Here is a 26,897-nt window from a genome sequence, read left to right as displayed (position 1 = left end):
ACCTGCTTCTTGTCCGACAGTCCACGCTCCTTACTCGCCATCCTAGAACGACCGGAAGGCGTTGCGAGACCGCCCGCGCTGACGTCCCTCTGCTTCACCGGTTCACCCCAAGGGGGATTCCCCCTGAAACACCCCCAGTTGGCGGTGTTCCTCAGCAGCGATCACGGTTTTCGTCACGGAAGCCGGATGAGCCCGAACGGGTGACGACAGCGAAAGCCGCACACCTGGTGGCCCTCGACATCCCCGTCGCCTTCACCCACAGCTGGACCACCACCAGCGGCAACATCAACCCGCCACACCGCCACGCACTCGACAGAGACCTCACCGGAGCACTCTGACCAAGAGTTCCTCTCTCTCCTCCCCCGCGAGACCCTCACTCGCCCGACGCGGCCATAGTCTGGGGCGTTTCTCCTGCCGCGGCGCCTGGTCACTGCCGATGCCGCGGCCCCTCGGTCGCACCCGGGTTCAGTCGCTTCACGCGCTCCCGTGGGCCGCCGTGACCAGCACCGATCGAAACACCGGTGACCACACCAGCAACTCGTCACTCACGCCGCCCTGTTGACGCGTGTCAATGGTGATCATAGGCTGCCTCGCCGTCGGCCCCAACGCGCACGCGGAACCCAGGTTCCGTCCGTCTACGCGCGGCCGCCCCTCGTCGACCCGTCGACGGCGGGTCCGGGGTCGCTGCCCGACAGCGCCACCTGCACCGCCCCGAACCGACAACTCCGGGAGGAGCAAGTGAGAAGACGTCTCGCGGCCGCCTGCGCCGCCTCAGCCGTCATCACCACCTTCGCGTTGACCGGCACGCTCGCCGGACCCGCCGCCGCAGCGCCCGACGCGCCGCCCGGGTCCGCCACCGCAGCGCAGGCCAGGTCGGAGAAAGCCGCCACCGCGACCGATCCCGTCACGCACGAGGAAAACGACCGCGTTCCTCAGGGCTCGCTCTGGACGGAGCACTACTTCCCCTCCTCGGACGGCAGCGGGGTCGAGCTGCACGCCGATGTGCTGCGCCCGGCAGACCTGCCGGCGGATGCGAAGACGCCGGTGATCCTGTCGGTGGGCCCGTACTTCTCCCACGCGGGGGAGACCGCTCCCGCGGGCTGGGACCGGGTCGGGCCATCGGCGCGCTTTCAGGACTTCATCGAAGGTGCGCGGCTCATGGAGCGCGGGTACACCTTCGTGATGGTCGACCTGCGCGGCTTCGGCGGCAGCACCGGGTGCCTGGACTTCCTCGGCCCGGGGGAGCAGGCCGACATCAAGGCGGCCGTCGAGTGGGCGGCGAGCCGGCCGTGGTCGACGGGCAAGGTCGGCATGTACGGCAAGTCGTACGACGCCAACACCGGTCTTGCGGCCAACACCCTCAAGCTCAAGCCCCTGCGGGCGATCGTCTCCCAGGAACCGACGTGGAACAGGTACAACTACCTGTACAGCAACGGGGTGCCGCGCTCCAACGTGACCAGCACTCCGCGGAGTTACTACTCGATCGCGACGATGGCACCGCTGGCGGACGACAGCGACCACTACAAGGCGAACGCGGGGTACGAGAAGAACCACCCCGAGTGCGAGAGCGACAACCTCACCAACACCCAGAACCCGGATCCGAAGTCGCCGTTCTGGCGTGCCCGTGACTTCGCCTCCCGCGCCGCCGGATCCCAAACGCCGCTGTTCGTCACGTCGGGCTTCGTCGAGGACAACACCAAGCCCGAGGAGATGCAGAAGTACCTGGCCAACCACCGGGGTCCGCAACGCGGTTGGCTCGGTCAGTGGGAACACGTACGCGGCAACGAGACCACCGCCGACGGCCGGCTCAAGATGGGACGGGCGGGCTGGTTCGACGAGGTGATGCGGTTCTACGACCAGTACCTCCGCGGCGTCGAACCGTCGGTGACCGACCCGGCGTTCTCCGTCGAGGACAGCCTCGGCCACTGGCGCGCCCAGCCGACCTGGCCGGTGACCGGCGACTCGTACAAGGTGCGGCTGGCGCCCGGGCGGTACGTCGACGACGGCGGCAAGACACAGCAGGCCGCCCCCTCGATGACGGCGCCGGAGCCTCGGAGCCCGGGCATCGGGTCTCAGGGACCGGACATCGAATACGCACCGGAGGCCGGCTCGCCGGCGGCCGACCGGGCGAGTGCGCTCGGCGCCGACGCACCCGGGGGCAGCTACTGGACCTGGTCCGCGCCCGCCGCCGAGCAGGTGCGGATCACGGGCAGCCCGGAGATCACGCTGAAGACCAGGGGCCAGGGCAACGTCTGGGTACGGCTGTGGGACGTCGCCCCTGACGGCAAGGCGACGATGTTCGACGAGAACGTCGCACTGCTGAAGAGCAGCGGATCGACCTCCTTCGCTCTGAAGGCGACGGACTGGACCTTCCAGCAAGGGCACCGGCTGGGGGTCCAGATCGGAACCATCACCTCGAACGGCTGGCGGAGCGTTCCCTCGGACGAGACGGTCACGGTCTCCGACGCCCGACTCGCCCTCGAGGTGCAGGACCCGCGGTTCGACTCGCCGACCCAGGGTGACCGCTCGCCGTACCTGGACACGTACGTGCGGGCGAACACCACCACGCTGAACAACGTCGGCGCCCCCACCTTCCCGCTGAGCACCTCGAAGAGCTGAGCACCCCAAAGAACGCATGACCCGCCGGCTGCCCGGCACCCGCCTGTGCGGGTGCCGGGCAGCGTCGCGTATGGCGTGACCTGCGCAAACGCGCCCTCTCCAACCAGACGGGGCGTCACTTTTGCCCAGGGCCGGCGACCCCAAACACAATGTGACGCAGCTCATAACATCCTGGCTTTTTCGCGCGTGCCCGCGCTTGATACAAATGGCCCCGCGTTCCTGTCCGTCGACGGTCGCCCATCTCCCCTTTTTTCTCCACCCCGCCCCCTGCCGCTTTCGCATGCCCTGGGAACGCCCGTGTCCTCCCCCGCGCCCGCGCTCTCGCGCGGTTCCTCCTGGCCCCTCGTCGCCCTTTTCACGGCGGGCTACCTCGCGCCCTATCTGCTGCCCACCGTCGTCGGCCGCCTCGGTGACCGGCTGGGCCTCGGGCCCGCTCAGGCGGGACTCGTCGGCAGTGCGCTGCTGTTGAGTTCGGCCACGGCGGGCTTCACGCTCGCGGCGCGCGTCGAGCGGTTCGGCCCACGGCGTCTGGCCCGCTCCGGGCTGCTGCTCGCGGCGCTCGGCTACGGCTGCGCGGCCCTGTCGGACAGTGTGCCGGTGGTGGTCGCCGGGGCGATGGCGGGCGGCTTCGGCTCGGGTACGGCGACGGCGGTCGCCGCGTCGGGCATCGCGGCCCAGCGCAATCCGCACCGCACCTCGACCTTCGGGCTGCTGAGCGTGTCCGCGCTCGCCGGCGTCGTCTATCTGACGATCCCTCACCTCGGGCGGGGACACGGACTGCCGTTCGCCGCGATCGCGCTGACCTCGCTGCTGGTGTGGCCCGCGACGGGCCGGCTCACCGGTGCCGTGGCGCCCGGGCGCACGGCGGCCCCGCGCGGCACGCTCCCCTACCGGCGATCGGGGCTCGTCCTCGCGGGCTCGATGCTGTTCTGGTCCATGGCGCAGAACTCGCTGTGGGGCGTGAGCGGCCGGATCGGCCTGCACCAGGCAGGGCTGAGCGAGGTCACCGTCGGCGCGGTCTTCGCGACGGCCCTGGGCGCCGGGCTGCTCGGTGTCATCGGCGCGAGCGCGTTCGGGGCACGGCTGGGGCGGGCGCTGCCGATCGGGGCGGGCACCGCGCTGATCGCCTGCTGCATCGTGGTCAGCGCCTCGGCGGACGGCCTGCCGTCGTTCGCGACCGGCGAGATCGCCTGGAACACCTTCTATCCGATCGTCCTCTCGTACCTCATCGGGTTGGCGGCCTCACTCGACGTGCGCGGTCGCTGGGCGGTGCTGGCCGGGTCCGCGTCCTCGCTGGGCACCGCCTGCGGCCCGCTCGTCGGAAGCCTGCTGTCCGCGCGCGCCGGCTACCCGGCGATGGGCCTGGTCCTGGGCGCCGGGCTGCTCCTGCTGGCGCTGCCGCTGACGGCGGTCGCCCTGCACACCGGCGGCCGGCCGCTCGTCCCCGGTGCGGTCCGGCGTCGGGGCGGCGCCCCGGCCGCGGTGGTCGCGGCCACGACGGGCACCGCGTCCGCCACGGTGCCCCAGGTGGGCGCCCCGGAACAGCCGGTCGTCGAGATCGAGATGCCGGTCGCCGCACCGGTGCTGAACCGGGAGGCGTTCGGCACCGCGGGCCCACACGGACTCGCCCCCGCAGAGGCGGCCCCGGGTACCCGCTGAGGCGCCCTCCTCGGCGCCGGCCGTCTGTGTACGGCCGTGAATGCGGCCGTCCCGTGAACGGTGCCGCCGTGGGCCCGGCCGGTTCTCCCGCGCGGCCGGGCCACGCCGCGATGCGGCCCACGCGGTCCGGCCGCAGGATGGTGGCATGGTTGCTCGCATGATCGTGGACCCGCCCGGCGAGGGCGGCGGCCGGCAGGTGCGTGCCGACGGCACCCTCCTCGGCACGGCGTACAGCCTGCATGACCTGTCGGTCTTCCTGGAGCGGGCCGGTCTGGAGGGCATGGACGAGTTGGACGTGGCCATGTCGCCCCTGGTGGAGTGGCACGGCGGCGGACCCGAGGTGTGGCCGGCAACGGACTGATCCTGGAGCGGTCCCCGTAGGCCCTGTCGCCGTGAGCGGCTTCAGCCGGGGCCGGGCGGCACGGGATCGCCGTGGCCGTCGTCCGGCTCCGCAGGGGCGGAGCCGAGCGCCTTCTTGGGCACCTTCCCCCGCCGCGACTTCCCGCTCGCCATCCCGGCAGCCGCACGAGCCAGCTGCGCCTGTAGCTTCTCGAAAGCTGCCGGCCCTGACAGCTCCCGCATCCTGCGACTCCTGCTCATACACCACCAACGCCCCAGCACCACCGCCGGTCACTGCGATACGGCAGAAGGCACACCGTCGAGCCGGCCGGCCGCCACGGTCGATGGCGCTGACGTCGGGCGTCGACGCCGTGCGCGAGGAACCCGCCCCTCTCCCTCGACTCCGTGTTCGAGCACGTGGCCTTCGCCACGTTTTGCCCATTTCGGGATGGATGGATGCGTATAAGTGGTTCTGAAGCTGGTTGCACGCATCCGACAACCCGTTCCAGGGATCCGAAGAGCAGGAGAATCGTTTGATCACGGCACGTACACGACGCACCGGGCTGGTCGCCACGGCAGGCGTAGTCGGCGGCGTCCTCGCGCTGACGGCCCTCGCCGGTACCAGCAGCGCTGCCACCGGCGGCGGCGACGGCACCGGGGACCACCACCCCACGGCGCAAGCGCGGACAGACCAGCCGGCCGCGCAGGCGCAGGCGCAGGCAGACCAGCCGGCCGCCCAGGCGCAGGCAGACCAGCCGGCCGCCCAGGACGCTTCCGAAGCTCGAGTGAAGATCACGCCCACCCAGGGTGCCCGCAGCGTCGGGATCAGCGACTCCGTCAAGGTGACCGTCGGCGACGGCAAGCTCACCAAGGTGACCATGACCGACATCGCGACCGGTGACACGGTTCCGGGCACCGTGTCCGCGGACGGCACGTCCTGGAAGCCGAGCGGCCAGTTGGAGCGGGCCACCCGGTATCAGGTCACCGCGGATGCCGAGGACGCCAAGGGCCGCCCCGTCACCGGATACGCCACGATCAACACGGTCTCCCCGGCCGGCGACTTCACCGGGCACCTCTCCCCCCAGGACGGCTCGACCGTCGGCGTGGGCATGCCGGTGACGGTCAACTTCAACAAGGCGATAGGCGACAAGGCCGCCGTGCAGTCGAAGATCGAGGTCAGCTCCAGCAGCGGCCAGCACGTCGTCGGTCACTGGTTCAACGACCACCGTCTGGACTTCCGTCCCAGGACCTACTGGAAGCCGGGTTCCACCGTCACGGTCAAGCTCCACCAGCACGGCGCCCAGAAGACGGTCACCTTCAAGATCGGCCGGAGCCAGATCAGCACGGTCGACGCCAAGACGAAGCGGATGACCGTCGTACGGGACGGCAGGACGATCAAGACCATCCCGATCTCGTCCGGCAGCCCCCAGCACCCGACGTACAACGGCCAGATGGTCATCTCCGAGAAGTTCAGGCACATCCGCATGAACGGTGCGACCGTCGGCCTCACGAACAAGCACGGCAAGCCCGCGTACGACATCGCGGACGTACCGCACGCCATGCGCCTGACCGACTCGGGCACGTTCATCCACGGCAACTACTGGAGTGCCGACCCGATCTTCGGCAAGGTCAACACCAGCCACGGCTGCGTGGGTCTGAAGGACGTCAGGGGCGGCGGCGACGACAAGCAGCCCGCGGCGTGGTTCTTCGACAACTCGATGATCGGTGACGTCGTGATCGTCAAGAACTCCGGGGACAGCACCGCGCTGGCGCCGGCCAACGGCCTCAGCGACTGGAACATGCCGTGGAGCCAGTGGGTCGCGGGCAGCGCCACGGGCTGACGCGCTCTCGCGCACTGCACGCGTCTGGCACAACCGTGCGAGCCTCCAACGCTGCCCCCATGCTGGAACTGAGGGGGCACGACGGAGGATGTGGTGACGATGCGGACCGTTGTGGACCTCACGCGCTGCGAGGGCTACGCACAGTGCGTGTTCCTCGCACCGGAGGTGTTCCAGCTGCACGGGGAGGAGGGTCTGCTGTACGCACCGGCCGTCCCCGACGACCAGGTCGAGCGTGTGCGGCAGGCCGCGGCGGCGTGCCCGGTCCAGGCCATCCTCCTCGGTGAAGAGGTGAGTGCCGGTGCCCGGTGATCCCAAGGACGGCCGGATCGTCGTCGTCGGCGCGTCGCTGGCCGGGTTGAGGGCCGCGGAGGCGCTGCGTGCGGAAGGCTTCACCGGCTCACTGACGGTGGTCGGGGACGAGCCGTACCCGCCCTACGACCGGCCGCCGCTGTCCAAGCAGGTGCTGCTCGGCCAGGCGGCGGCGGACAGTACCGGGCTGCCGATGCGCCGGGACCCGGACGCCGACTGGCGGCTGGGCGTACGCGCCACCGGCCTGGACCCTCTCGCGAAGCGGGTGATGCTGGACGGCGGCGGGTCGCTGCCCTACGACCGGCTGCTCATCGCCACCGGGACACGCGCACGCCCCTGGCCCAACCCGGAAGAGGCCGCCCTGGACGGGGTGTTCACCCTGCGCACGCGTGACGACGCCGCGGGGCTTTCCGAACGCCTGGCGGCCGGGCCGCGGCGGGTGCTGGTGATCGGTGCCGGTTTCACCGGCTCGGAGATCGCCTCGGCCTGCCGGGAGCGGGGGCTGGAGGTCACGGTCGCCGAACGCGGCCCCGCGCCCCTGGTGGGCGCGCTCGGCGGCACCCTGGCGAAGCTCGCGGCCGTCATGCACCGCAACCACGGCGTGGACCTGCGCACCGGGGTGACGGTCACCGCCCTGCGCGGAAACGGCAGCGGCCGACTGACCGGCGCGGAGCTGTCCGACGGCAGCCGCGTCGACGCCGACGTGTGCGTCGTGGCGCTGGGAGCGGTCCGCAACGTCGAATGGCTGACGGACTCCGAACTGGCGGCGGGCCCGCGCGGCATCGCCTGCGACGCCGGATGCCGCGCCTTCACCATGTACGGCATCGTCACCGACGACATCTTCGTGGCCGGCGACGTCTCCCGCTTCCCCCACCCGCTGTTCGGCTACCAGATGCTCTCCCTGGAGCACTGGGGGAACGCGGTCGAGCAGGCCGAGGTGGCGGCCCACAACAGGGTCGCCCCGGGACCCCTGCGGCGTCCGCACCTCGCCCTCCCGACGTTCTGGTCGAACCAGTTCGGGCACAACATCAAATCGGTGGGCGTGCCCACCTTCTCCGACCATGTGGTCGTCGCCCAGGGCTCGTTGGAGGCGCGCCGTCTGGCGGTGGTCTACGGCTACCAGGGGCGGGTCACCGCCGCGGTCACCGTCGACATGGCCAAGTCGCTCGACCACTACGCGCGTCTCATCGAGAGCGCGGCCCCGTTCCCGCCCCCGCCCGGCGCGGCGGACCGTGCGGTCGCGGCCGACGTCCCCCTCCCCTCCGACGTGCCGGATCCGAAGGGGCTGTCCCACGGCCCCACCGTGGCGCTCACCGGATACCTGCCCGACCGCCGGTTGACGGTGGTGCGGCCCACGGGGTGACCTGCGCCCCGCCCGACCACGAGGAGCCACCATGGACTCCGAGACCTTGCTGGCCCGGATCACCGACTACGCCAGCCGCCCCGATCCCTACCCGCTGTACGCGGAACTCCGCGAGGCCGGCCCCGTGGTGCGGCAGGGGGACGGCAGCTACCTGGTCGGGACCTACCACGAGATCGCCGCTCTGCTGCACGACCCGCGGATGAGCGCCGATCCCCGTACCCGTCGTGAGACGACACACACACCGCCGTTCCTGCGGCTCGACGACCCCGAGCACCACAGGCTGCGCACCCTGGCCATGCGGCCGTTCGGACCGCCGCACAGCCCGGGCCGGGTGGACGCCATGCGCGGCGAGATCGACCGGATCACCAGGGAACTGACGGAGTCCTTCCGGGCGGGCCGGCAGCTCGACATCGTCGACGACTTCGCCTACCCGCTGCCCGTCACGGTGATCTGCCGCCTGCTCGGCGTGCCGCGCGAGGACGAGCCGCTGTTCCGCGCCTGGTCCGACGCTGTGGTCGCGTCCGCCGACGTCAGGCCCGAAGCGGACTCCACCGAGACGGACCAGGCGGGCGACCAGGCACGGATGGAGATGGGCCGGTACCTCGTGAACCTCGCCGAGCGGCGCCGCGACCGGCCGAGCGACGACATGCTCTCCGCCTTCGTCAACGAGCCGGACCCCGCCCTGCGGCTCACCCAGGAGGAACTCGCGGAAACCGCCGTGCTGCTCCTCATCGCGGGACACGAGACCACGGTCAACCTGATCACCAACGGGGCGCTCACCCTGCTGCGCCACCCCGGGCAACTGGACCGTCTGCGCCGCGAACCCGAGCTGCTGCCGCGAGCGGTGGAAGAACTGCTGCGCTACGCACCTCCGGTCCAGATGCGCGAACGCATCCCGCACGCCGCCGTCGACATCGCCGGCACCACCCTCCCCCCGAGCGCGTCCGTCGTTCTCGTGCTGGCCTCGGGCAACCGCGACCCCAAACGGTTCCACGAGCCCGACCGGTTCGACCCCACCCGCCCCGACAACCAGCATTTCGGCTTCGGCAGCGGCATCCATCTGTGCTACGGCGCGCCCCTCGCCCGGGTGGAAGCCCAGGCCGCTCTCGGTGCGCTGCTCCCCCACCTCGGCACGGCACGCCTGGTCCAGGACCCGCCCCCCTACCGTCAGAACGCCATGCTCCGCGGGCCCCGCCACCTGCCCGTCCATCTGTGAGGCCGCGTCGGCGGCGCACAGCAGACGGACGGGCTCAGCACCGTCCGACGATGCTTCCGCCGTTGCCTCCGTGAGTGGTCGACATCGCCTGGACGGCGTGTTTGGAAGATGAGCGAAAGCGGCCCTCAGGCCTATTCTGGACGGGTCTGCCCGCGCTCGAAGTAGGCGATCAGCTCAGGGTCGAGCTCCGGGATCTCGCGGGGCGTGCCGCCCGCACGCAGCGACTCGGTGGCCCGCACCCCGGCCGCGACGGCCATGCGCGCGGCAACCGGCGAGGTGTCAGTGACGCCGCCCTCGCGTACGAACCGCACGAACTCGTCGATCAGGAGGGGGTCGGCGCCGCCGTGCCCGGCGTTGTCCTCGGCGTCCGGTACGGGGTATTCGGCGTCGGCCTCGGGCCGGTGGGTGGAGCGGCGGGAGTTCCACACCTTGACCACTCCCCCGGGTCCGTCTCCGAAGTTCTCCAGCCGGCCGGCGTCCCCGATGACAGTGTAGTTGCGCCAGTAGTCGGGGGTGAAGTGGCACTGCTGGTAGGCCGCGAGCACCCCGTTGTCGAGGCGCATGTTGACGAGCGACACGTCCTCGACGTCGATGACGGGGTTGAGACCGCGCTGTGTGCGCGGCGGCCAGTGACCGTCCTTGGTGTACCAGTCCTCGTGCTTGGGCTCGCCGGGTGCGCGCCGGTGCTGACTGTCGCCGTAGACCATGAGGTCTCCGAGGGCCTGGACCTGCCGGGTCCAGCCGCTCGCGAGCCAGTGCAGCACGTCGATGTCGTGGGCGGCCTTCTGCAGCAACAGGCCGGTGGTGTACTGCCGTTCGGCGTGCCAGTCCTTGAAGTACCAGTCGCCGCCGTAGCCGACGAAGTGCCGCACCCACACGGTCTTGACCTTGCCGATCTCGCCGCGCGCGATGATGTCGCGCATCAGCCGGACGACGGGCATGTGGCGCATGTTGTGGCCCACGTAGAGGCGGCTGCCGGTCTCGTAGGCGGTGCGCAGGAGGTCGTCGCAGCGTTCGATCGCGATGTCGAGCGGCTTCTCGACGAAGACCGGTTTGCCTGCCTCGAGCGCCTCGCGGGCGACGTCGGCGTGCGTGTGGTCGGGGGTGAGGACGACGATCGCGTCGACGTCCGGGTCCCCGATCACCTTGCCGTGCTCGCTGGATATCAGCGCGCCGGGGAACGCCAGGGCCGCCTCCGCCCGCGCGGCGGCGTCGTGGTCCGCGAGGGCGGTGACCCGGGAGCCGGCTCCCGGCCGGTGCGCGGTGCGCGCGATGGAGCCGCGCAGTCCGTAACCGATGACGCCGAGGCGCAGGTCGGAGGGGGCGTCGGTCATGGCGTAACCGCCTTTCCTGTACGTGGCGTTGGTGCGGGGCGCGGAAGCCTGGAGGCACGGGGCGCCGCAGACCCGCTGACTGGTCCGGGGCGTCCCCTCCGGTGCCCCGGGCTACGGGTGCGCCAGGACGTGGGCGAGGGCGACCCGGCCGGTGCCGGTGAGCCGGATGCGGACGAAACGGGCCACTGTGTCGGTGTCGAGGAGGGTGGGGCGCAGTGCCTTGCCGCTGACGTGCACGGTGGTGGCGTCGGAGAAGTCGCCTGAGGTGGCGAGCTGCACGTCGAAGTCGGTGGTCGTCATGGAGGCGTCGTTCCAGACCTCGACCTGTCCGACGTGGTGCGCCGCGCCGAGGTCCACCTGCCACCAGGCGCCCGCCTCGGAGAGTGTACGGGTGTCGGTGGAGGTGTCGCCGTCGGTGGCGTTGGCCGCCGTGGCCGTGCCGTCCGTGGAGGACTGGCTGACGGTGCCGGTGCGGGCCAGGTCGGGGCGGAGCTGTTCGACGCTGCCGCGGCCGTTCGCGCCGGCGGCCTCGGCGACCTTGACGGCCTCGGCCGGGAGCCGGTCCAGCTTCGTGTGGTTGCCGGTCATGGTCGAGCCGGTGCCCGCGAGGGCCGGGGCGTCGGTGTCGGTCCAGTTACCGGTGGCGTGGTTGTCGATGCCGTAGTCGGCCCAGTTGGAGACCCACTTGTAGCCGATGCGCGTGATGACGTTCTTGGTGACGGCGATGTGGCTGGACTGCTCGTCGAGGTAGATGCCGTTGCCGTCGCGTTCGGTGTTCCCGTACGCGCTGCGGTTGATGTAGTTCCCGGAGATCCGGGTGCCGGGCTGGGCTCCCTGGGTGTAGATCGCGGCGCCGTCGTGCTGCTCGTGCTCGACGCGCATGACGTTGGTGATCCGGTTGTTCGTGATGCTGTTGTCGCGGAGCACGGACTGCCGGGCCTCGGGCTGGTTCCAGCCCCAGCCGACGGAGATGCCGGAGTACGGCAGGTCGTCGAGGGTGTTGTGGTCGATGGCGGTTCCGGCCTCGTAACCCGCCCAGATGCCGACGGCGTCCGTGTACTCCACACCCGTGTGACGGATGGTGTTGTACGAGACCGTGTTGCGGGCCCCTACGAGTTCGGGAGCGGGCATAGGTTCCGTGTCGCCGATGTACGCGGCGCCGGAGGAGAGATCGGTGAAGCGGGAGCGGGTTAGCGTGGAGTCCTGGGTGCCCTGTTCGAAGATCACGCCCGCGCCACCGAGGTGGGTGAAGGTGCTGTGGTCGACCACCACGTGGCGGCCGCCGCGGACACTGAGGGCGGCGGCGGGCTTGGTGTAGTAGCGGCCGGCGTGGTCAACGGGGCCTGTGACGCCGGTCAGCGTCAGGCCGGCCTGCATGCCCGCGTAGCCCTCGTCCGTGTTCGGCTGCTGGTAGGCGGCGTAGGCGAAGCCGATGCCGGTGACGCGGACGTCGTGGGCGCCGTCAAGTACGAGCAGCGCTTCGGTTACCGGGGTGACGGCCTTGGAGCTGCGCGGGTTCTCACCCTTGCGGGGCAGGTATGTGACGGTGTGTGCGGCCGAGTCCCAAACGAACTGGCCTGGCTTGCCGAGGAGTTCGCGGGCATTCTCGAAGAAGGCGACCTTGGAGTAGCGGGACGAGTCGACGGTCGTCGTGTCCCAGGCAGGCCCGGTGCGGTCGGTCCCGGAGGCCGAGTTGGTCCAGCAGGGCTGGGCGAAGGTCATGACGTCGCCGGTGACGGCGGCGATCCGGCAATGGTAGTTGCGCCAGCGGACGCTGATGACGGCCTCGGCGTCGGTGGGCCGAGTCCAGTCGGCGATGCCGGTCTTCTCGGCGCCGGTCATGCCGGTCTTGGTGGCGTCACACACGGTGGCAGCGCAGGACCCGCCCCGGGCACGCACAGCCCGTTGCCCGTCGACGAACAGCTGGCGCGGGATGATACCCTCGGGCACCTTCGCGGTCCAGGTTCCGTCGCCGTTCACGGTCCAGCCAGTCAGGGCCCGGCCGCCCGAGAGCACGGGGCGAACGCCGTGGGCTGCGGCCCAGGTGACGCCGGAGTCCTCCGCGCCGAGCGCCAGCGGGGCGTTCAACTCATACGTCCCACCTGCAAGTTCGACGCGCACATCGCGTCCTGTGATGGCCCGGGCGGCGTCCCGTGCACCCTCCAGCGAACAGGGGCGCCCGTGGGTGCAGTGGGATCCGGAGCCGTGCGGTACGGCGTACAGGACCTTGGGGGCCGCGGCCGCCTCGGCGGCGGGCAGTGGGCTGAGGAGCAGCGCCGCGCCGGCGAGGAACGCGGCTCCGGCGGTGCGAGTTGTGCGGGTACACGGTCTCATACGGTGACCTTCCGCTCGAACGGCCCGCGCTCGGGGGCCGGGGAATGAGGGTGCGGCTCGGGTGCGGGCTGATGTGTGCGGGGCGGCCGTGGTCCGGCCGCCACCGGTCAAACCGTGGCCGTCCAGTCCGGGTGGCCCGGCATCGGCGGGTTCTTCGCGCCGAACAGCCAGTCCCGTAGGAACGGGTCCAGCGAGCGGTCGCCCGCCATGGTGACGGCGTGGGCGATGAAGTCCTCGCTGGTGACCGTGCGGTCCTTGAAGCGGCGCGGCCACAGGCCCATGATGTGGTCGAACTTCCGCTGCCCCACGCGGAGTCGGAGTGCGTAGAGCACCAGCGCGCCGCCGTCGTAGATGTTGGTGCCACCGAGGGCCTTGGGCAGCCCTGGCGGCCCGTCGGTCGCACGGATCGCGTCGAGCTTGGCGTATGTCGCCTTCATCTTGTCGGCCATGACGGACCAGCCGCGCTCCTCGCTGTAGAGCGCGGCGTAGTACACCGCGGGGCCCTCGTTGAGCCACGCCTGCTGCCAGTCGTTCGGCGTGACGCTGTCGCCGAACCACTGGTGAGTCAGCTCGTGCACCATGGTGTTCTCGTACGTCGGGTTACCGTCGGCGCTGGGCTCGAACCAGTTGGTGCCCATCAAGGTGAGCGTCGTGTTCTCGAGCGCGTCGGTGTACCCGTCGTAGATGTGGATGCCGTACAAGGAGAACGGATAGCGGCCGAACTTCGCCTCCAGCCAGGCGAGATGATCAGCGGTGCGCGCGACGATCGGGGCGTACTTGTCCTCCCGGCCCTGTGGGACGAGGTGCCGCAGTGGCAGCCCGGTGTGCGAAGTCCCGTACAAATAAGTGCCTTTGACGACGGCGATGCCGAGCAGCTCCGTCGGCATGCGCTCGCGTAGCGCGAAGTGCCAGACGGTCGATCCGTCGGCGCGCTTGTCCTTGCCGGTCAACTCACCGTTGGCGGCCGCGACATAGCCATCGGGTGCGGCGATGTGGAAGGTCCAGGTGGCCTTGTCGGACGGCGTGTCGTTGCACGGCAGGAACGTGTCGGCCCGCGTCGACTGCACGGCGGAGGCGAAGCCGCCGTCCGAGCCGAACCTCCAGCCGTCCAGTCCGGCCCGCGGCGCCTTGCCGTTGCCGCGATAGGCGACGGTGACATCGAACGGGGCGCCCCTGTGCAGCGGCGCAGCTGGGGTGACCGTCAGCTCCTGGCCGGACTGGCCCAGGGACAGGGCGTGGGACGCGGCACGGCCGTTCACCGTGATCGAGTCGATGGTGTGGCCGTCGGTGTCGAGATTGAACGCCGACAGGTCCTGCGTGGCCCGCGCGTTCAGCTTCACCACGGCCGTGAAGTCGTACGTCACCGGTGTGAAGTCGAAGGTCAGGTCGTAGTGGACGACCTGGTAGCCGCCGTTGCCGAGGGTCGGGAACAGTGGGTCGCCGACCCCGTCGGAGCCGGGTCGCGGGTCGAACCCGGCGGCGCCGGCGGGCGAGCCCAGCACCGGTACCGTGATCGCGGCGGCGACCGCCGCCTTCGTGAGGAACGCGCGTCTGCTGGTGTTCACTTCTTCCCCTTCTGCGAGGCCTGCTCGAACTCGGCGCGACACTTGTCGCCCCCGGCGTTGCGCCACTGCTTGACGATCTCGTCGTACGCGGACAACGGCTTGCGTCCGGTGACCAGGTCCTTCAGACCGTCGAGGTGGATGGTGTAGAGGCTGCCGAGCCCCTTGGAGTCCCAGGTCGGCGAGGAGTAGCTGAGGGTCGGGTCCTCGATGAGCTTCGGGATCAGTACGGAGTACGCTTCGTGCACGTAGAGGGCGGCCTCCGGGTAGGTGGCGCTGAAGAACGAGGGCGTCGCGGAGGCGAGCTTGCCCCATGGCACGGTCACGTCCTGGGTGCCCTGCTTGGTGAGGACGGGGGTGCCGTTCTCGTCCCGCTTGTAGTCGACGTTCTCGACGCCGTAGTTGATGAGCGTGTATTCGAGCGACCCGAAGGGCGAGGCGGCGAAGTCGGCGAGCCGCAGCAGTTCCTTGACCCGCTCCTCGCTTGCCTTGCTGATGTAGCAGTTCTGCAGTGAGACGTTGTCGGTCCAGGTCACTGAGTCCTTTCCGACCGGGACCATAGGCCGTACGTCGAACGACTTGTCGATGGCCGCCATGGCGTCGACGTAGCCGGTGGCCGTGGTCAGGTACGCTGGCATGCCGTCGAAGACGTAGGCCGCCTTGCCGTTCTTGAACAGATCCGTGTACTGGGCCTTCTGGGCTCCGGACATCTGCACGGTGCCCGGGTAGTAGCAGCCCGCCTTGTAGAGCTTGGCGGCGGTCTCGACCGCGTACCGGTACTTGTCGTCCTCCAGTTGGTACGTCCACTTGCCGGACGCGCGGTCGAACTTCCAGAAGTGCTGGGCGCCGGCCGACATGGCGAGCAGAGTGGTGCCGCCGCCGGAGAAGAAGTACCGCTTGTTCCTGGCGTCCGTGAGGTCCTTGGCGAGTTCGACGAGCCGCTCGATGCTGTCGATCTGGTCGAGGCTGGTGACGCCCGCCTGCTTGAACAGGTCGGCCCGGTAGAAGCCGACGCCGGCGCTGCCCGAGCGGGCGATCGGGATGCCGTAGAGCTTGCCGCCCTTGATGGCGTCGCGCCAGGCGTATTGGGGGATGGCCGCGAGGTTGGGGTAGTCCTTGACCTTGTCACCGGAGAGGTGGGGGCCCAGCTCGGCGCACTTGACTGCGAGGAAAGAACCCATGTTGTCGACACCTCCCGTCTCCGGGTACATGAAGATGTCGGGCAACTGGTCACCGGCGACCATCGTCGAGAACTTCGCCGGGTAGTCGTCCGCAGGCACGGCCGTGAAGTCGATCCGGGTGCCGAGCAGTTTCTCGATCTCGCGCCAGGCCGCGTTCTTGCCGCGCTCGGGCGGCAGCGGCGCGAACGTCTCGGTGACCGCAGTGATCTTCTTGGCGCCCTTCAGGGGGGTGCCTTCGGTGGCGCGGGTAAGTTCGCTCGGGTACTTCAGGAAGGCGTTCGGGACGCCCGCCGCGGTACCGTGCAGGTCGGGCTTGATACCGATGTTACGCACCGTGGTGGTCGGCAGCAGCTTGACGTTCTTGGCCTCGGCCTTGGCAGCGGTGCCGCCGTCGCCGCACGCGGCGAGCAGCGGCGCCGCGGCGACGGCGAGACCGGCGCCTGCACCCCAGCGGAGCAGCGTGCGGCGGTTGATGGATGTGGTGCCGGACATGGCGGAACTCCTCAATACGAGGGAATGCGGGGGAAGTTGGAGGGCAGGTGCGGCAGATCGCGGGCGGCGCGGGTCAGCCCTTGACGGCGCCGGTGAGGACGCCCTTGGTGAAGAACCGCTGGAGGAAGGGGTAGACGAGCAGGATCGGCACGACGGCGATGACGAGGACGGCCATCTGCACGGCCTGCTGCGGGGCGATCACCTCGCCGGCTGCCGCGGTGTCGAGGTTCTGGCCCTGGAGGATGAAGGTGCGAAGGACCATGGGCAGCGGCCACTTGTCGTTGTCGCCGAGGTAGAGCAGGGCGTTGAAGTATGCGTTCCAGTACGCGACGGCGTAGAACAGGCCGACGACGGCAATGACCGCCTTGGACAGCGGCAGCACGACCCGGATCAGGGTCCGGAAGTCGCCCGCGCCGTCCACTTTCGCGGCGTCGTACAGCTCCTCCGGCAGGTTCATGAAGAAGGCCCGCATCACTACGAGGTTGAAGGCGCTGACCATGGTGGGCAGGACGAGCGCGGCGAACGTGTTGTAGAGGCCGAGCTCCTTCACCAGGAGGAAGTTGGGGATGACGCCCGCGTTGAACAGCATCGTGAACAGGGCGGTCATGAGGATGAACCGGCCGCCGACGATGCCGCGCCGCGACAGCCCGTACGCCATGCCGATGGTGGCGAGGAGACTGCACAGGGTGCCGATGATAGTGACGCCGATGCTCACGAACAGGGCCCGGGTGACGCGCCCGCCGGTGAACGCGGTGCGATAGGCGTCGAAGTTGGGGTGGTCGGGCCACAGGACGAGCCCGTTGGACTTGATGATGTCGGTCTGCGAGGCGAGGCTTGTGCCGATCACACCGATCAGCGGGTACGCCACCAGGCCCACGACGATCACGAGGGCGAGGCTCTTGAGGACGAGGCCGAGCCGGGTGGGCTTCTCCATCCACGGGGGCCGGGCGCCGGAGGGGCGCAGTTCTCCCGCCGCGCGTGCGGGACGGGCGGCGCTCCCGCGGCGCGTCTTCACAGCGGACGTCTCAACGGTCAGCACCGCGGTACACCCCTTCATGTCCGAGCCGGTGGGCGAACTTGTTGGCGCCGATGACGAGGACGGTGCCGATCACCGCCTTCACCAGGCCAACGGCGGCTGCCGTGCCCCACTGGTTGTCCTTGATGCCGTGGAAGTAGACGTATGTGTCGAGGACTTCACCGGCGCCGGGGCCGACGGCGTCGCGCTGGAGCAGGATCTGCTCGAAGCCGACGGTGAGGATATTGCCGAGGTTGAGGATGAGCAGCAGGACGAGCACCGGGGACAGACCGGGCAGGGTGACGTGCCAGAAGCGGCGCCAGCGGGCCGCGCCGTCCATGGCGGCCGCCTCGTACAGGCCGCGGTCGATGGAGAGCAGTGCGGCAAGGATGATGATGGTGCCCCAGCCGGCGTCCTTCCACATGACCTGGAGCGCGAGCAGCCAGGGGAAGGCGTTCGGGTCGGTCGTCATGTCGTAGCGGGGCAGGCCGAGGGATGCGAGCAGGTCGGGCACGACGCCCGCGCCGCCCAGGATCTGCTGGAAGATCGAGACGATGATGACCCAGCCGATGAAGTGGGGCAGGTAGACGACGCTCTGCACGAAGCGGCGCAGTCTGTCGCTGACGATGCTGTTGAGCAGCAGTGCGAGCGCGAGCGGCACGGGGAAGAACAGGACGAGCTGGACGAGCGCGATCTCCAGCGTGTTGCCGGTCGCCGACCAGAAGTCGGGATCCGCGAAGGCCGTCGTGAAGTTGGTGAACCCGGTCCAGGCACTGTGCATGTAGCCCAGGTAGGGCTGGTAGTCCTGGAAGGCCACCATGTAGCCCAACAGCGGCACGTAGTGGAACACCACGAAGTACAGGAAGCCGGGCAGGCACAGCAGCAGCATCGCTTTGTCGCGCTTGAGACGCTGCCAAAGCGTCTTGCGGGGAACGCGGTCGACGGCGTTCGGTGGTGCGGAGACAGTCATGGAGCGGTCCTGTTCGGCCGGTTGGCGCAGGAACTGCGTTTCTGCGGCGGCAAGTTAGTAAGCGGTTAACTCCATCGTCAATAGATCCGGCGATCTGACCGAGTGAGGAAGCGGTGTGAACCGGCCACGTCAGGCCGTCATTTCCTTCTCTACCAGGGCAACTTGACTGTCACATTATCTCTGTGACCTTGACGGTCGAGCGACACGCTCCCTAGCGTTCGGTACCGCCATAGAACACGTTTACTGTCCGGAGGCAGGGTGCGTACCACTGACGAGGCGCCGGTCGAGGTTGAGGCCACCGACGCCACACCGCCCCCACGGCGGCCCCGTACGGTCCTCGCGATGGACTCCTCGGTCGTGGACGACGTCTTCCCGCCCGCCGTGCGGGCACGTCTGGAGGAGACCGCGGACATCCGGCCCCCGCGTGTCGTACGGGAGTTCACCAGCCCGCAGTCGCTCGCCGCCCTCGCCGAGTGCGAGGTCCTGCTCACCGGCTGGGGCTGCCCTCCGGTCGACAAGGCGGCGCTCGACCGGGCGCCCCGGCTGCGCGCGGTGATCCACGCGGCCGGCACCGTGAAGACGTTCCTGACCCGGGAGGCCTACGGGCGCGGCATCGCGGTCTCCTCGGCGGCCGCGGCCAACGCCGTGCCGGTCGCCGAGTTCACCCTCGCCGCGATCATCCTGGGCGCCAAGCGGGCCTTCCCGCTCGCCCATCTCTTCCGCAGCCGGCGCACCCACCGCACCGACGCCGATCTGGACCGCCACCACTGGCTCGGCACCCGCGGCATCACCGTCGGCGTGGTCGGGGCCTCGCGCATCGGCCGTCGCGTCGCGGAACTGCTGCGCACCCTCGACGCCGAGGTGCTCCTGTACGACCCGTACGTCGGCGACGCCGCGACGGAGATGCTCGGTGCCACCCGCACCGACCTGGACACCCTGGTGGCGACCAGCGACGTGGTGACCCTGCACGCGCCGGACACCGCGGAGACCCACCATCTGCTCGATGCCCGCCGGCTCGGCCTGATGCGCCCGGGCGCACTCCTGGTGAACACCGCGCGCGGTCCGCTCGTGGACACTCAAGCCCTCACGGAACACCTGGTCAGCGGCCGGATCGACGCCGTGCTCGACGTCACGGACCCGGAACCGCTGCCCACGGGACACCCGCTGTGGGACCTGCCCAACGTCTTCATCACCCCGCACCTGGCGGGCGCCCAGGGCAACGAGGTCGGCAGGCTCGGCGCGCTCGCCGTCGACGAGCTGGCCCGGTACGCGCGCGGGGTGCCGCTGGCCCACGCCGTGCTCCTGGAGGACCTGGAGCGCATCGCGTGACCAAACCGCCGCCGCACGCCATAGGCTCTGGGGCGGGCCGACCGCAGGCAGACCAGCATGACCATCAGGGGGGTGGGCCGGATGTCCCAGCAGAGTTCGACGGCACCCGGGCCGGATGACCACGGCGAGCGGCAGGGCGACCGGGGCGGGCAACGCCGCGCGACGGTCGTCGACGTCGCGCAGCGCGCCGGGGTGTCCACGGCGACCGTCTCCCGCGTGATGAACCGCAACTACCCGGTCGCCGCCGCCACGCGCGAGCGCGTCGAGGCGGCCATGCGCGAACTCGGCTACGTGGTCAACGCCCATGCCCGGGCGCTGGCCGGCGCCTCCGCCCGTACCGTCGGCATCATCGTCAGCGAGCTGATCGACCCGTTCTACGCGTACATCGCGCGCGGCGTGGAACGCGCGGCCACCGATGGCGACCGGCTCTGCCTGGTGTGCTGTACCCAGGGTGACCCGCAGCGGGAGCTCGCCTTCATCGAGCTCATGCACGAGCGGCGCGCGGACGCCGTGGTTCTGGTCGGCGGCAGCGTCGAGGACCGCGCCTACAAGGCCGAACTGGCGCGCCGGGCCCGGGAGCTGGACGCGGGCGGTTCGAAACTGGTGCTGTGCGGGCGACCCTCGCTCGGCGACGGCGTGCCGACCGTCGGGGTCGAGTACGACAACGAGGGCGGGGCCTTCGCGATCACGGACCACCTGATCACGCGGGGGCATGAGCGGATCCTCTACCTGGGCGGGCCGCCCGACCTCTCCACAGCGCGGGACCGGCTCGCCGGACACCGGCGCGCGCTCGAGCTGCGCGGCGTCGCACGGGATCCGGAGCTGGAACAGCCCGGCGCCTTCAGCCGCGCCTTCGGATACCGGCGCATGGCCGAACTGCTGTGCGGCGGACCCCGGTTCACCGCCGTTTTCGCCGCGAACGACATCGTGGCGGCGGGCGCGGCGCAGGCTCTGGAAGAGGCCGGGGTGCGCATCCCGCAGGACATGTCGCTGGTCGGGTACGACGACATCCCGGTGGCCCAGGAGTTGCGGCCCCGGCTGACGACCGTGCGGATTCCACTGGAGGAGATGGGCCGGCAGGCGGTGCGGGTCGCGCTCAACGGCGGCGACGAGGACGACTGGCGCGCCCCGACGACCGGCACGCTGCGCCTCGGCACGCACATCGTCGTGCGGGAGTCGGTGGCGGCACCGACGAGCACGCCCTCGGGGAGCGGCAAGCCGCGGCGCCGGAGCTGACACCGGGTCGCGCTTGCTTGATTCTGCTCGCAAGGGGCCTGATCCGCATAGTAACGAACAGAAACTCGGCGGACCCTCTTGCGGTCGAATAGCAAACGCTTACATGCTGGCGCACAGCCCCACCGCTCGTCCCACCCATCGCTCCGACGTCCTTCGTCCCCATGGGAGTCCCTGGATGCGCCGTGCCCACAAGCCCCTCGATGTCCCCGCCGAGCCGTCCGGCTCCCCGTCCCGCCGTGCCGTCCTCGCCACCGCCGCGGCCACGGGCGCCGCGCTCGCCGTCGGCGGTCTCGGCACCGGTACCGCTCAGGCCGCCGGCGACCTCACCGTGCGGCTCGTCGCCCGCCCCTCCGCCGAGGCGGAACGGCTCCGCCTCGGCCAGGCGCTGCGCGGCTCCGAGTTCCAGACGACCGGCCGCTACGTCCCACCGGCCACCGCCCTCCGCTTCAACGTGCTGCCCCACGACGGCGTAGTGCCGACCCTCTGGATCGGGCAGTGGGACTACTACGGCACCGTCACCGAACCGCGCAGCTATCAGCTGAAGCCCGGCGCGAACACCGTGACCGATCCGTACGGCGGACCCGTCTACTTCACCCTGGAGGGCCTCGGGCAGCGCGCAACGGTCCGGTTCAAGAGCGGCTCCGTACCGATGCCGGTCTTCACGCTCGGGAGCACCACCGAGGCCGACTACCAGAGCCTGTTGGACACGTACACCGATGTCCCGGTCGTCGAGCTGCACGGGCCGCGCTCCGTCGTGACGCTCACCCGGGACGGCGCGCTGCTGTACCGGGACGAGGACCATGCCGCGCTGCTGCGCCTCCTGGAGCAGATCATCGAGGCCGAGTCCGACATCAGCGGCCTGGACGGCTCGAAGCCGGTGCACCGGCCCAAGGCCGGCGGCTACCACTTCACCGAGGTGTCGGTGGTGCCATCCGGCGTCGGCGCGTACGCGACGCACGGCTACAACGGCTTCCCGCGCGCCTATCTCGACCGAGCTACGACGGTGGAGGGGCTGCGCACCCGTGGCTGGGGGCTGTACCACGAACTCGGCCATCTGCACCAACAGATGGCGTACAAGCCGTCGGGGCTGACCGAGGTCACGGTGAACATCTACTCGCTGGCCGTGCAACGCGCCCTCGGCCAGCCCTCCAACCTGCTCACCGTCGACCCGAAGACGGGCCTGAACTACTTCCAGTCCGCCCGGGCCAAGTTCGGCATGGCGGGGCTGACGTACGAGAAGTCCTTCGGCGCGTACGAGCAGCTCGTGCCGCTGCGGCAGCTGGAGCTGGCCTTCGGCGCCGACTTCTGGCCCCGGATGCACAAGCTGGTGCGCGAGGAGAACCCCCAGTCGGACTCCACCGAGGCGGCCAAGCGGTACCGGGCGCTGGCCACGTACGCGAGCCGTGTCGCGGAGCGCGACCTCACCGACTTCTTCGTCACCACCTGGGCGTTCCCCATCGACGCCGAGGGACGGGCCGAACTGGCCGCGCTTCATCTGCCGAGGCCGACGACCGACCCGGCCACGCTGACCGACTGACTCGGAGGACGAGACCCACCATGGACCTGAGCCGCCGCCAGACTCTCGCGCTCGCCGGAGCGGGCGCGGTCGCCACCCTCGTTGCCCTCCCGGGCGGCGCGAGCGCCGCCACCGGATCCGCCGACGACCCGTACGAGCCCCTGCTCGCCCGCGCCGCACAGCAGTTGACGGGCGGCGCCTTCGACCCGAAGGACCCGGACTTCGCCGCCGCGGTCACCGCCCTGGACACACAGGCCTCCGGCTGGTGGCGGCAGATCGAGACCTCCGCGGGCCGCGAGGCGCTGTGGGCCGACCTGTCTCCGGCTTCCGATCCCGGCATGTTCGGCCAGAGCTATCCGCGACTGCGCACGCTCGCGACCGCGTGGGCCACACCCGGCACCTCGCTCTCCGGGCAAGCCGACGTGCGCGACGGGATCCTCGACGCGCTGCGCTTCCTGCACACTGTCGGCTACAACGCCTCCCGTTCCGAGAGCGGCAACTGGTGGTTCTGGGAGATCGGCGCGCCGCGCGCGCTGATGGACATCTGCGTGCTGCTGCGTGCCGATCTCCCCGCCGAGGACCTCGATGCCTATCTGAAGACGGTGGCCAGGTTCGTCCCCGACGCGGATCGCCGCACCAACTCCCCCACGCTCGCCGAAACCGGCGCCAACCGCTCCGACAAGGCCGTCATCCTCGCCCTGCGCGGGCTGCTCGCGCGCGACCCCGCGGCACTCGTCCTGGCTCGCGACGGCCTGTCCGACGTCCGCGACAACGGGAAGAACAGCCTGTTCCAGTACGTCACTTCGGGTGACGGGTTCTACCGGGACGGCTCGTTCGTGCAGCACTCCGACGTCGCGTACACGGGCACCTACGGCAGCGTCCTGCTGGGCGGCGCCGGCCAGCTGATCGCGCTGCTCGCCGGCTCCGACTGGGCCGTCACCGACCCCTCGGTCGAGGTGCTGTACGAGGCGGTCGAGCGGAGCTTCGAGCCTTTCCTGTTCGACGGTCTGATGATGGACGCGGTGCGCGGCCGTGCCATCTCCCGCGAGTCCGCCCGCGACCACGACGACGGTGCGACCGCGGTCTCGGACATCCTCCAACTCGCCGACGGCGCACCGCGGGCGTACGCGGACCGCTGGCGCGCGGCGGCCAAGGGCTGGATCCTGCGCAACACGAGGACGCCGTACAAGGAACTCGTCGGGATCCCTGCCCTGGCCCGCGCGAAGGCCCTCCTCGACGATCCGGCGGTGCGGCCCGCGGACCGCCTCACCGGGCACTTCGTCCTCGCGGACATGGACCGCGTGGTGCATCGGCGCCCGTCCTGGGCATGCGCGCTGTCGCTGTCGTCGAAGCGCATCGCCGCCTATGAGATGGGCAACGGTGAGAACCTGCACGGCTGGTACACCGGCGACGGCATGACATACCTGTACGACGGCGACGACCTGGACGCCTTCGGTGACTCCTTCTGGCCGACCGTCGACCCGTACCGGCTGCCGGGCACGACGGTGGACACCCGCGCGCGGGCCGATCTCGGGACCGGAGGCGGGACCGGCACCTTCCGCCCGAAGAACGCGGTCGCGGGCGGCGCCGTGCTCGACGCCCGGTTCGGTGCCGCCGCGATGGAGCTGATCGCGGACGGGTCGACGCTGACGGCCAAGAAGGCGTGGTTCTTCCTGGACAACGCGGTCCTCGCGCTCGGCGCCGGGATCACGGCGAGCGACGGCAGGACGATCGAGACGGTGGTGGAGAACCGGAACCTGCACGCCGGAGGGGCGCCGCTGCTCATCGTCGACGGGCACCGGCAGCCCACGGAGCAGGGGTGGTCGGCCGAACTGGACGACGCACGCTGGGCCCACCTGGAGGGCACGGGCGGCTATGTCTTCCCCTCCGGCGGACCGCTGCGCGCCCTGCGTGAAGAGCGTACCGGCACTTGGGGCGCCCTCAACACCGGCGCGGACACCGCCGGCAGCAGCACTCCGGTCAGCCGCCGCTACGCCACCCTCTGGTTCGACCACGGCCCCTCCCCCACGTCCGCCTCCTACGCCTACGTCCTGCTGCCGGGCGCGACCGCTGCCGCGACCCTGGCCTGGTCCCGCTCCCTCCCGGCGCGCATACTTGCCAACGACGCCACCGTCCAGGCCGTCTCCTCACCCCGTCTCGGCCTGCTCGCGGCACACTTCTGGGCCGCCGGCTCGGTCGACGGGCTGAGCGCGGACGGTCCCGGAACCGTCCTGGTGTGCCGCCGAGACGGGGGCATATCGGTGGCGGTGGCGGATTTGGGCCGTACGACGACGACCCTGACCGTCCGGCTCCCCTTCCACGTGAGCACGGTGGTCGGCGCCGACGACACGGTGTCCGTCACGCCGGGCCGACAGCCCGTGCTCACCGTCCGCGTGGGCGGCTCACGGGGCCATACGCACACCGCCCGGCTGCGCTGAGCCCGCCGCCACCGACCCGCCCGTATCGTCCGCCGTCCGACGAAGGAGCCAGCGAACCGCCATGCCCGCCCCGCACTTCCCCCTGCCGCCCACCGACCGCGTCCGCTCCCCCCTGACCGGCTGGACCCGGGCGCACTGGGAGGCCCTGGCCGACCGGCAACTGTCGGCCGTACTGCCCTACGCCACACCGGGTTTCGCGCAGTACCGGCTGCCGGGGCGGGCCAGCTGGTCCGGGGTTGTCTCGGACGGACTCGAAGGGTTCGCTCGGACATTTCTGCTGGCCTCCTTCCGGATCGCGGGCGCGGGCGGCAGCGACGGAAGTGATTCCGCGGCCCTCTCCCACCTGATCGAAAGGTACGCACAGGGTCTGACAGTGGGTACGGACCGTGACAGCACCGAGGCCTGGCCCGAACTCACCGACTGCTCCCAGCAGATGGTGGAGGCCGCCGCGATCGCGCTCGGCCTGCACGAGACCCGCCCCTGGATCTGGGACCGGCTCGACACCCGGGTCCAGGAGCGGGTCGTCGACTGGTTCTCCGGGTTCGTAGGCGCGAAGACCTGGGACAACAACTGGCGCCTGTTCCAAGTGGTGTCGGAACAGTTCCTCGCCTCGGTCGGCGCACCGTACGACCAGGGCGACATCGACGCCGGCCTCGACCGGATCGAGGACTGGTACGTCGGCGACGGCTGGTACACGGACGGCGACGGCCGCAACTTCGACTACTACATCGGCTGGGCCATGCACCTGTACCCGCTGCTGTGGGCCCGCATGGCGGGGCCGGACGGGGACGGCGGGCGCGGCGCCGTCTACCGGGAGCGGCTGGCCCAGTTCCTCACCACGTACCCGCAGTTCTTCGGTGCGGACGGCGCGCCGGTGCACCAGGGCCGGTCGCTCACGTACCGCATCGCGGCCACGGCTCCGGTGTGGCTGGGCGCGCTCGCCGACTGCACCCCGCTCGCGCCGGGCCTGACCCGGCGCCTCGCCTCCGGCGCGGCCCGGCACTTCGCCGAGCGCGGGGTGCCGGACGAGCGGGGGCTGCTGCCGCTGGGCTGGTACGACACGTTCCTGCCCGCGACGCAGCCTTACTCAGGGCCCGCGTCGCCGTACTGGGCGAGCAAGGGGTTTCTCGGTCTGCTGGTTCCCGCCGACCACCCGGTGTGGACGGACCGGGAACTCCCGCTGCCCGCCGAGAAGTCCACGCAGTACACGGCGCTGCCCGCGCCCGGCTGGCTGCTGCACGGCACCCCGCACGACGGCGTCGTCCGCCTGGTCAACCACGGTAGCGACCACAACCCGCCGGACGGCCCGGGCAGCGACGACCCGCACTACGCGAAGTTCGCCTACTCCACGGCCACCGCCCCGGAGTCCGCACCGCACGCCTGGGACCGCGCGGTGGACAACCACATCGCCCTGCTCGCCGCAGACGGCACCCCGTCGCGCCGCCGCCGCATCCTCCCTCTCAGCTGCCAGGGGCGCCGCGCATCGTCCCGTCACGACGCGCGAATCCCAGGCATGGACGCCGAGTTCCCGATCGAGTCGACGAGTGTGCTGCACGGGCCGTGGGAGCTGCGCGTGCACCGGGTGCGGGCTCCTGAGGGCGTGACGGTGCGCGAGGGCGGGCACGCGGTCGCCGACGTGGTGCGCCCACACGCGGAGCAGGGGCCCGGTTGGGCGCTGACCCGTACGGAGTCGGGGCTGACCAGCGCCGTGGTCGCGCTGTACGGATGGGACGAGGTGACGGGCGTCGCGCGCGAGGTCGAGTCCAACGCCTACGGCCCGCACTCGGCGACCCCTTATCTGCGAGCCGTGCGTCATCCCGGCGGGGAGAGTGCCCACGTCACCTTGGTGGCGCTCACCCGCGACTTCGTCCACCCCTGGGCCCTGCGCGAGTCGATCACGTGCGCGCGCGAGGACGACGGGCGGGTGACGGTCACGTTCCCGGACGGCGAGACGGTGACGGTTTGACGGGACAGCGAGTCGAAGGGCCCGCTTGTGGCCCTGACGCATCCCGAGCCCGCGCACCAACACCATCGGCTCGCCGGCCATGTCCTCGATGGTGGCGAGCCCGGCCTGCGCCATCCAGTCCGTCCCCGCGGCGACCCATTTTACAGAGAGGCCCGCCCGTCCCGCTGCACTGAGCGCG

General features: G+C 70.7%; 20 protein-coding genes. 13 read left to right on the top strand and 7 right to left on the bottom strand.

Annotated features, from left to right (window positions below; translation table 11 throughout):
- Positions 1-200: 200 nt before the first annotated feature.
- The 4 genes from ACIHCX_RS26490 to ACIHCX_RS26475 all read left to right on the top strand — a co-directional run bounded on the left by ACIHCX_RS26490 (position 201) and on the right by ACIHCX_RS26475 (position 4,639).
- Complete coding sequence (locus tag ACIHCX_RS26490) at positions 201-338, top strand: hypothetical protein (protein WP_400033586.1); 138 nt, start codon at positions 201-203, stop codon at positions 336-338.
- 400 nt (positions 339-738) lie between these two features.
- Positions 739-2,619, top strand: a complete 1,881-nt coding sequence (locus ACIHCX_RS26485) for a CocE/NonD family hydrolase (protein ID WP_400033584.1) — start codon at positions 739-741, stop codon at positions 2,617-2,619.
- A gap of 297 nt (positions 2,620-2,916) precedes the next feature.
- Positions 2,917-4,278, top strand: a complete 1,362-nt coding sequence (locus tag ACIHCX_RS26480) for an MFS transporter (protein WP_400033582.1) — start codon at positions 2,917-2,919, stop codon at positions 4,276-4,278.
- Positions 4,279-4,423: 145 nt separating this feature from the next.
- Complete coding sequence (locus tag ACIHCX_RS26475) at positions 4,424-4,639, top strand: hypothetical protein (protein ID WP_400033580.1); 216 nt, start codon at positions 4,424-4,426, stop codon at positions 4,637-4,639.
- Between the two features lie 41 nt (positions 4,640-4,680).
- On the opposite strand, the gene ACIHCX_RS26470 is transcribed toward ACIHCX_RS26475, so the two are convergent.
- Positions 4,681-4,860, bottom strand: coding sequence for a hypothetical protein (locus tag ACIHCX_RS26470; protein ID WP_400033578.1), 180 nt, complete (start codon positions 4,858-4,860; stop codon positions 4,681-4,683).
- Between the two features lie 290 nt (positions 4,861-5,150).
- On the opposite strand from ACIHCX_RS26470, the gene ACIHCX_RS26465 reads away from it, so the two are divergent.
- The 4 genes from ACIHCX_RS26465 to ACIHCX_RS26450 all read left to right on the top strand — a co-directional run bounded on the left by ACIHCX_RS26465 (position 5,151) and on the right by ACIHCX_RS26450 (position 9,346).
- Positions 5,151-6,458 carry an Ig-like domain-containing protein gene (locus ACIHCX_RS26465; protein ID WP_400033576.1) on the top strand — a complete coding sequence of 436 codons (1,308 nt, stop codon included), beginning with the start codon at positions 5,151-5,153 and terminating at the stop codon, positions 6,456-6,458.
- A gap of 99 nt (positions 6,459-6,557) precedes the next feature.
- Positions 6,558-6,767, top strand: a complete 210-nt coding sequence (locus ACIHCX_RS26460) for a ferredoxin (RefSeq protein ID WP_400033574.1) — start codon at positions 6,558-6,560, stop codon at positions 6,765-6,767.
- Entirely contained in the window at positions 6,757-8,130 is a 1,374-nt protein-coding gene (locus ACIHCX_RS26455; protein ID WP_400033572.1) for an NAD(P)/FAD-dependent oxidoreductase, read from the top strand. Before ACIHCX_RS26460 ends, ACIHCX_RS26455 begins: the two co-directional genes overlap by 11 nt.
- A gap of 31 nt (positions 8,131-8,161) precedes the next feature.
- Positions 8,162-9,346 carry a cytochrome P450 gene (locus ACIHCX_RS26450; protein ID WP_400033570.1) on the top strand — a complete coding sequence of 395 codons (1,185 nt, stop codon included), beginning with the start codon at positions 8,162-8,164 and terminating at the stop codon, positions 9,344-9,346.
- Positions 9,347-9,477: 131 nt separating this feature from the next.
- On the opposite strand, the gene ACIHCX_RS26445 is transcribed toward ACIHCX_RS26450, so the two are convergent.
- The 6 genes from ACIHCX_RS26445 to ACIHCX_RS26420 form a co-directional block, all read right to left on the bottom strand.
- Positions 9,478-10,680: a Gfo/Idh/MocA family protein gene (locus ACIHCX_RS26445; protein ID WP_400033568.1), complete on the bottom strand. Its 1,203-nt coding sequence runs from the start codon at positions 10,678-10,680 to the stop codon at positions 9,478-9,480.
- A gap of 111 nt (positions 10,681-10,791) precedes the next feature.
- Positions 10,792-13,014 (bottom strand): right-handed parallel beta-helix repeat-containing protein, encoded by a 2,223-nt coding sequence (locus ACIHCX_RS26440; RefSeq protein ID WP_400033566.1) that lies wholly within the window; start codon positions 13,012-13,014, stop codon positions 10,792-10,794.
- Positions 13,015-13,121: 107 nt separating this feature from the next.
- On the bottom strand, positions 13,122-14,579 hold the full coding sequence (locus tag ACIHCX_RS26435) for a M1 family metallopeptidase (protein WP_400033564.1): 1,458 nt from the start codon (positions 14,577-14,579) through the stop codon (positions 13,122-13,124).
- The gene (locus tag ACIHCX_RS26430) at positions 14,576-16,249 is read right to left on the bottom strand and encodes a hypothetical protein (RefSeq protein WP_400033562.1); all 1,674 of its coding nucleotides are present in this window, start codon (positions 16,247-16,249) and stop codon (positions 14,576-14,578) included. Before ACIHCX_RS26430 ends, ACIHCX_RS26435 begins: the two co-directional genes overlap by 4 nt.
- A 73-nt stretch (positions 16,250-16,322) precedes the next feature.
- Positions 16,323-17,183 carry a carbohydrate ABC transporter permease gene (locus ACIHCX_RS26425; RefSeq protein ID WP_400033934.1) on the bottom strand — a complete coding sequence of 287 codons (861 nt, stop codon included), beginning with the start codon at positions 17,181-17,183 and terminating at the stop codon, positions 16,323-16,325.
- Positions 17,184-17,274: 91 nt separating this feature from the next.
- A complete protein-coding gene (locus ACIHCX_RS26420; protein ID WP_400033560.1) occupies positions 17,275-18,234 on the bottom strand; it encodes an ABC transporter permease in 960 nt (319 codons plus the stop codon).
- 258 nt (positions 18,235-18,492) lie between these two features.
- On the opposite strand from ACIHCX_RS26420, the gene ACIHCX_RS26415 reads away from it, so the two are divergent.
- The 5 genes from ACIHCX_RS26415 (at position 18,493) to ACIHCX_RS26395 (ending at position 26,719) form a co-directional block, all read left to right on the top strand.
- Positions 18,493-19,563 (top strand): hydroxyacid dehydrogenase, encoded by a 1,071-nt coding sequence (locus tag ACIHCX_RS26415; protein WP_400033558.1) that lies wholly within the window; start codon positions 18,493-18,495, stop codon positions 19,561-19,563.
- An 81-nt stretch (positions 19,564-19,644) separates the two neighbouring features.
- Entirely contained in the window at positions 19,645-20,799 is a 1,155-nt protein-coding gene (locus ACIHCX_RS26410; RefSeq protein WP_400033932.1) for a LacI family DNA-binding transcriptional regulator, read from the top strand.
- A 175-nt stretch (positions 20,800-20,974) separates the two neighbouring features.
- On the top strand, positions 20,975-22,336 hold the full coding sequence (locus ACIHCX_RS26405; protein WP_400033556.1) for a M60 family metallopeptidase: 1,362 nt from the start codon (positions 20,975-20,977) through the stop codon (positions 22,334-22,336).
- 20 nt (positions 22,337-22,356) lie between these two features.
- Positions 22,357-24,753, top strand: a complete 2,397-nt coding sequence (locus tag ACIHCX_RS26400; RefSeq protein WP_400033554.1) for a polysaccharide lyase 8 family protein — start codon at positions 22,357-22,359, stop codon at positions 24,751-24,753.
- Between the two features lie 61 nt (positions 24,754-24,814).
- Positions 24,815-26,719: a DUF2264 domain-containing protein gene (locus ACIHCX_RS26395; RefSeq protein WP_400033552.1), complete on the top strand. Its 1,905-nt coding sequence runs from the start codon at positions 24,815-24,817 to the stop codon at positions 26,717-26,719.
- Positions 26,720-26,897 lie beyond the last annotated feature (178 nt).

This window comes from Streptomyces sp. NPDC052043, from assembly GCF_044548235.1.
GTDB lineage: Bacteria > Actinomycetota > Actinomycetes > Streptomycetales > Streptomycetaceae > Streptomyces.
This window is presented reverse-complemented; position numbering and strand designations above follow the sequence as displayed.

Excerpts from the sequence above, each read along its gene's own strand:
- ACIHCX_RS26475 (WP_400033580.1), top strand. The coding sequence starts at position 4,424 with ATGGTTGCTCGCATGATCGTGGACCCGCCCGGCGAGGGCGGCGGCCGG.
- ACIHCX_RS26470 (WP_400033578.1), bottom strand. The coding sequence starts at position 4,860 with ATGCGGGAGCTGTCAGGGCCGGCAGCTTTCGAGAAGCTACAGGCGCAG.
- ACIHCX_RS26460 (WP_400033574.1), top strand. The coding sequence starts at position 6,558 with ATGCGGACCGTTGTGGACCTCACGCGCTGCGAGGGCTACGCACAGTGC.
- ACIHCX_RS26450 (WP_400033570.1), top strand. The coding sequence starts at position 8,162 with ATGGACTCCGAGACCTTGCTGGCCCGGATCACCGACTACGCCAGCCGC.
- ACIHCX_RS26445 (WP_400033568.1), bottom strand. The coding sequence starts at position 10,680 with ATGACCGACGCCCCCTCCGACCTGCGCCTCGGCGTCATCGGTTACGGA.
- ACIHCX_RS26440 (WP_400033566.1), bottom strand. The coding sequence starts at position 13,014 with ATGAGACCGTGTACCCGCACAACTCGCACCGCCGGAGCCGCGTTCCTC.
- ACIHCX_RS26430 (WP_400033562.1), bottom strand. The coding sequence starts at position 16,249 with ATGTCCGGCACCACATCCATCAACCGCCGCACGCTGCTCCGCTGGGGT.
- ACIHCX_RS26425 (WP_400033934.1), bottom strand. The coding sequence starts at position 17,183 with ATGGAGAAGCCCACCCGGCTCGGCCTCGTCCTCAAGAGCCTCGCCCTC.
- ACIHCX_RS26420 (WP_400033560.1), bottom strand. The coding sequence starts at position 18,234 with ATGACTGTCTCCGCACCACCGAACGCCGTCGACCGCGTTCCCCGCAAG.
- ACIHCX_RS26410 (WP_400033932.1), top strand. The coding sequence starts at position 19,645 with ATGTCCCAGCAGAGTTCGACGGCACCCGGGCCGGATGACCACGGCGAG.
- ACIHCX_RS26405 (WP_400033556.1), top strand. The coding sequence starts at position 20,975 with ATGCGCCGTGCCCACAAGCCCCTCGATGTCCCCGCCGAGCCGTCCGGC.
- ACIHCX_RS26400 (WP_400033554.1), top strand. The coding sequence starts at position 22,357 with ATGGACCTGAGCCGCCGCCAGACTCTCGCGCTCGCCGGAGCGGGCGCG.
- ACIHCX_RS26395 (WP_400033552.1), top strand. The coding sequence starts at position 24,815 with ATGCCCGCCCCGCACTTCCCCCTGCCGCCCACCGACCGCGTCCGCTCC.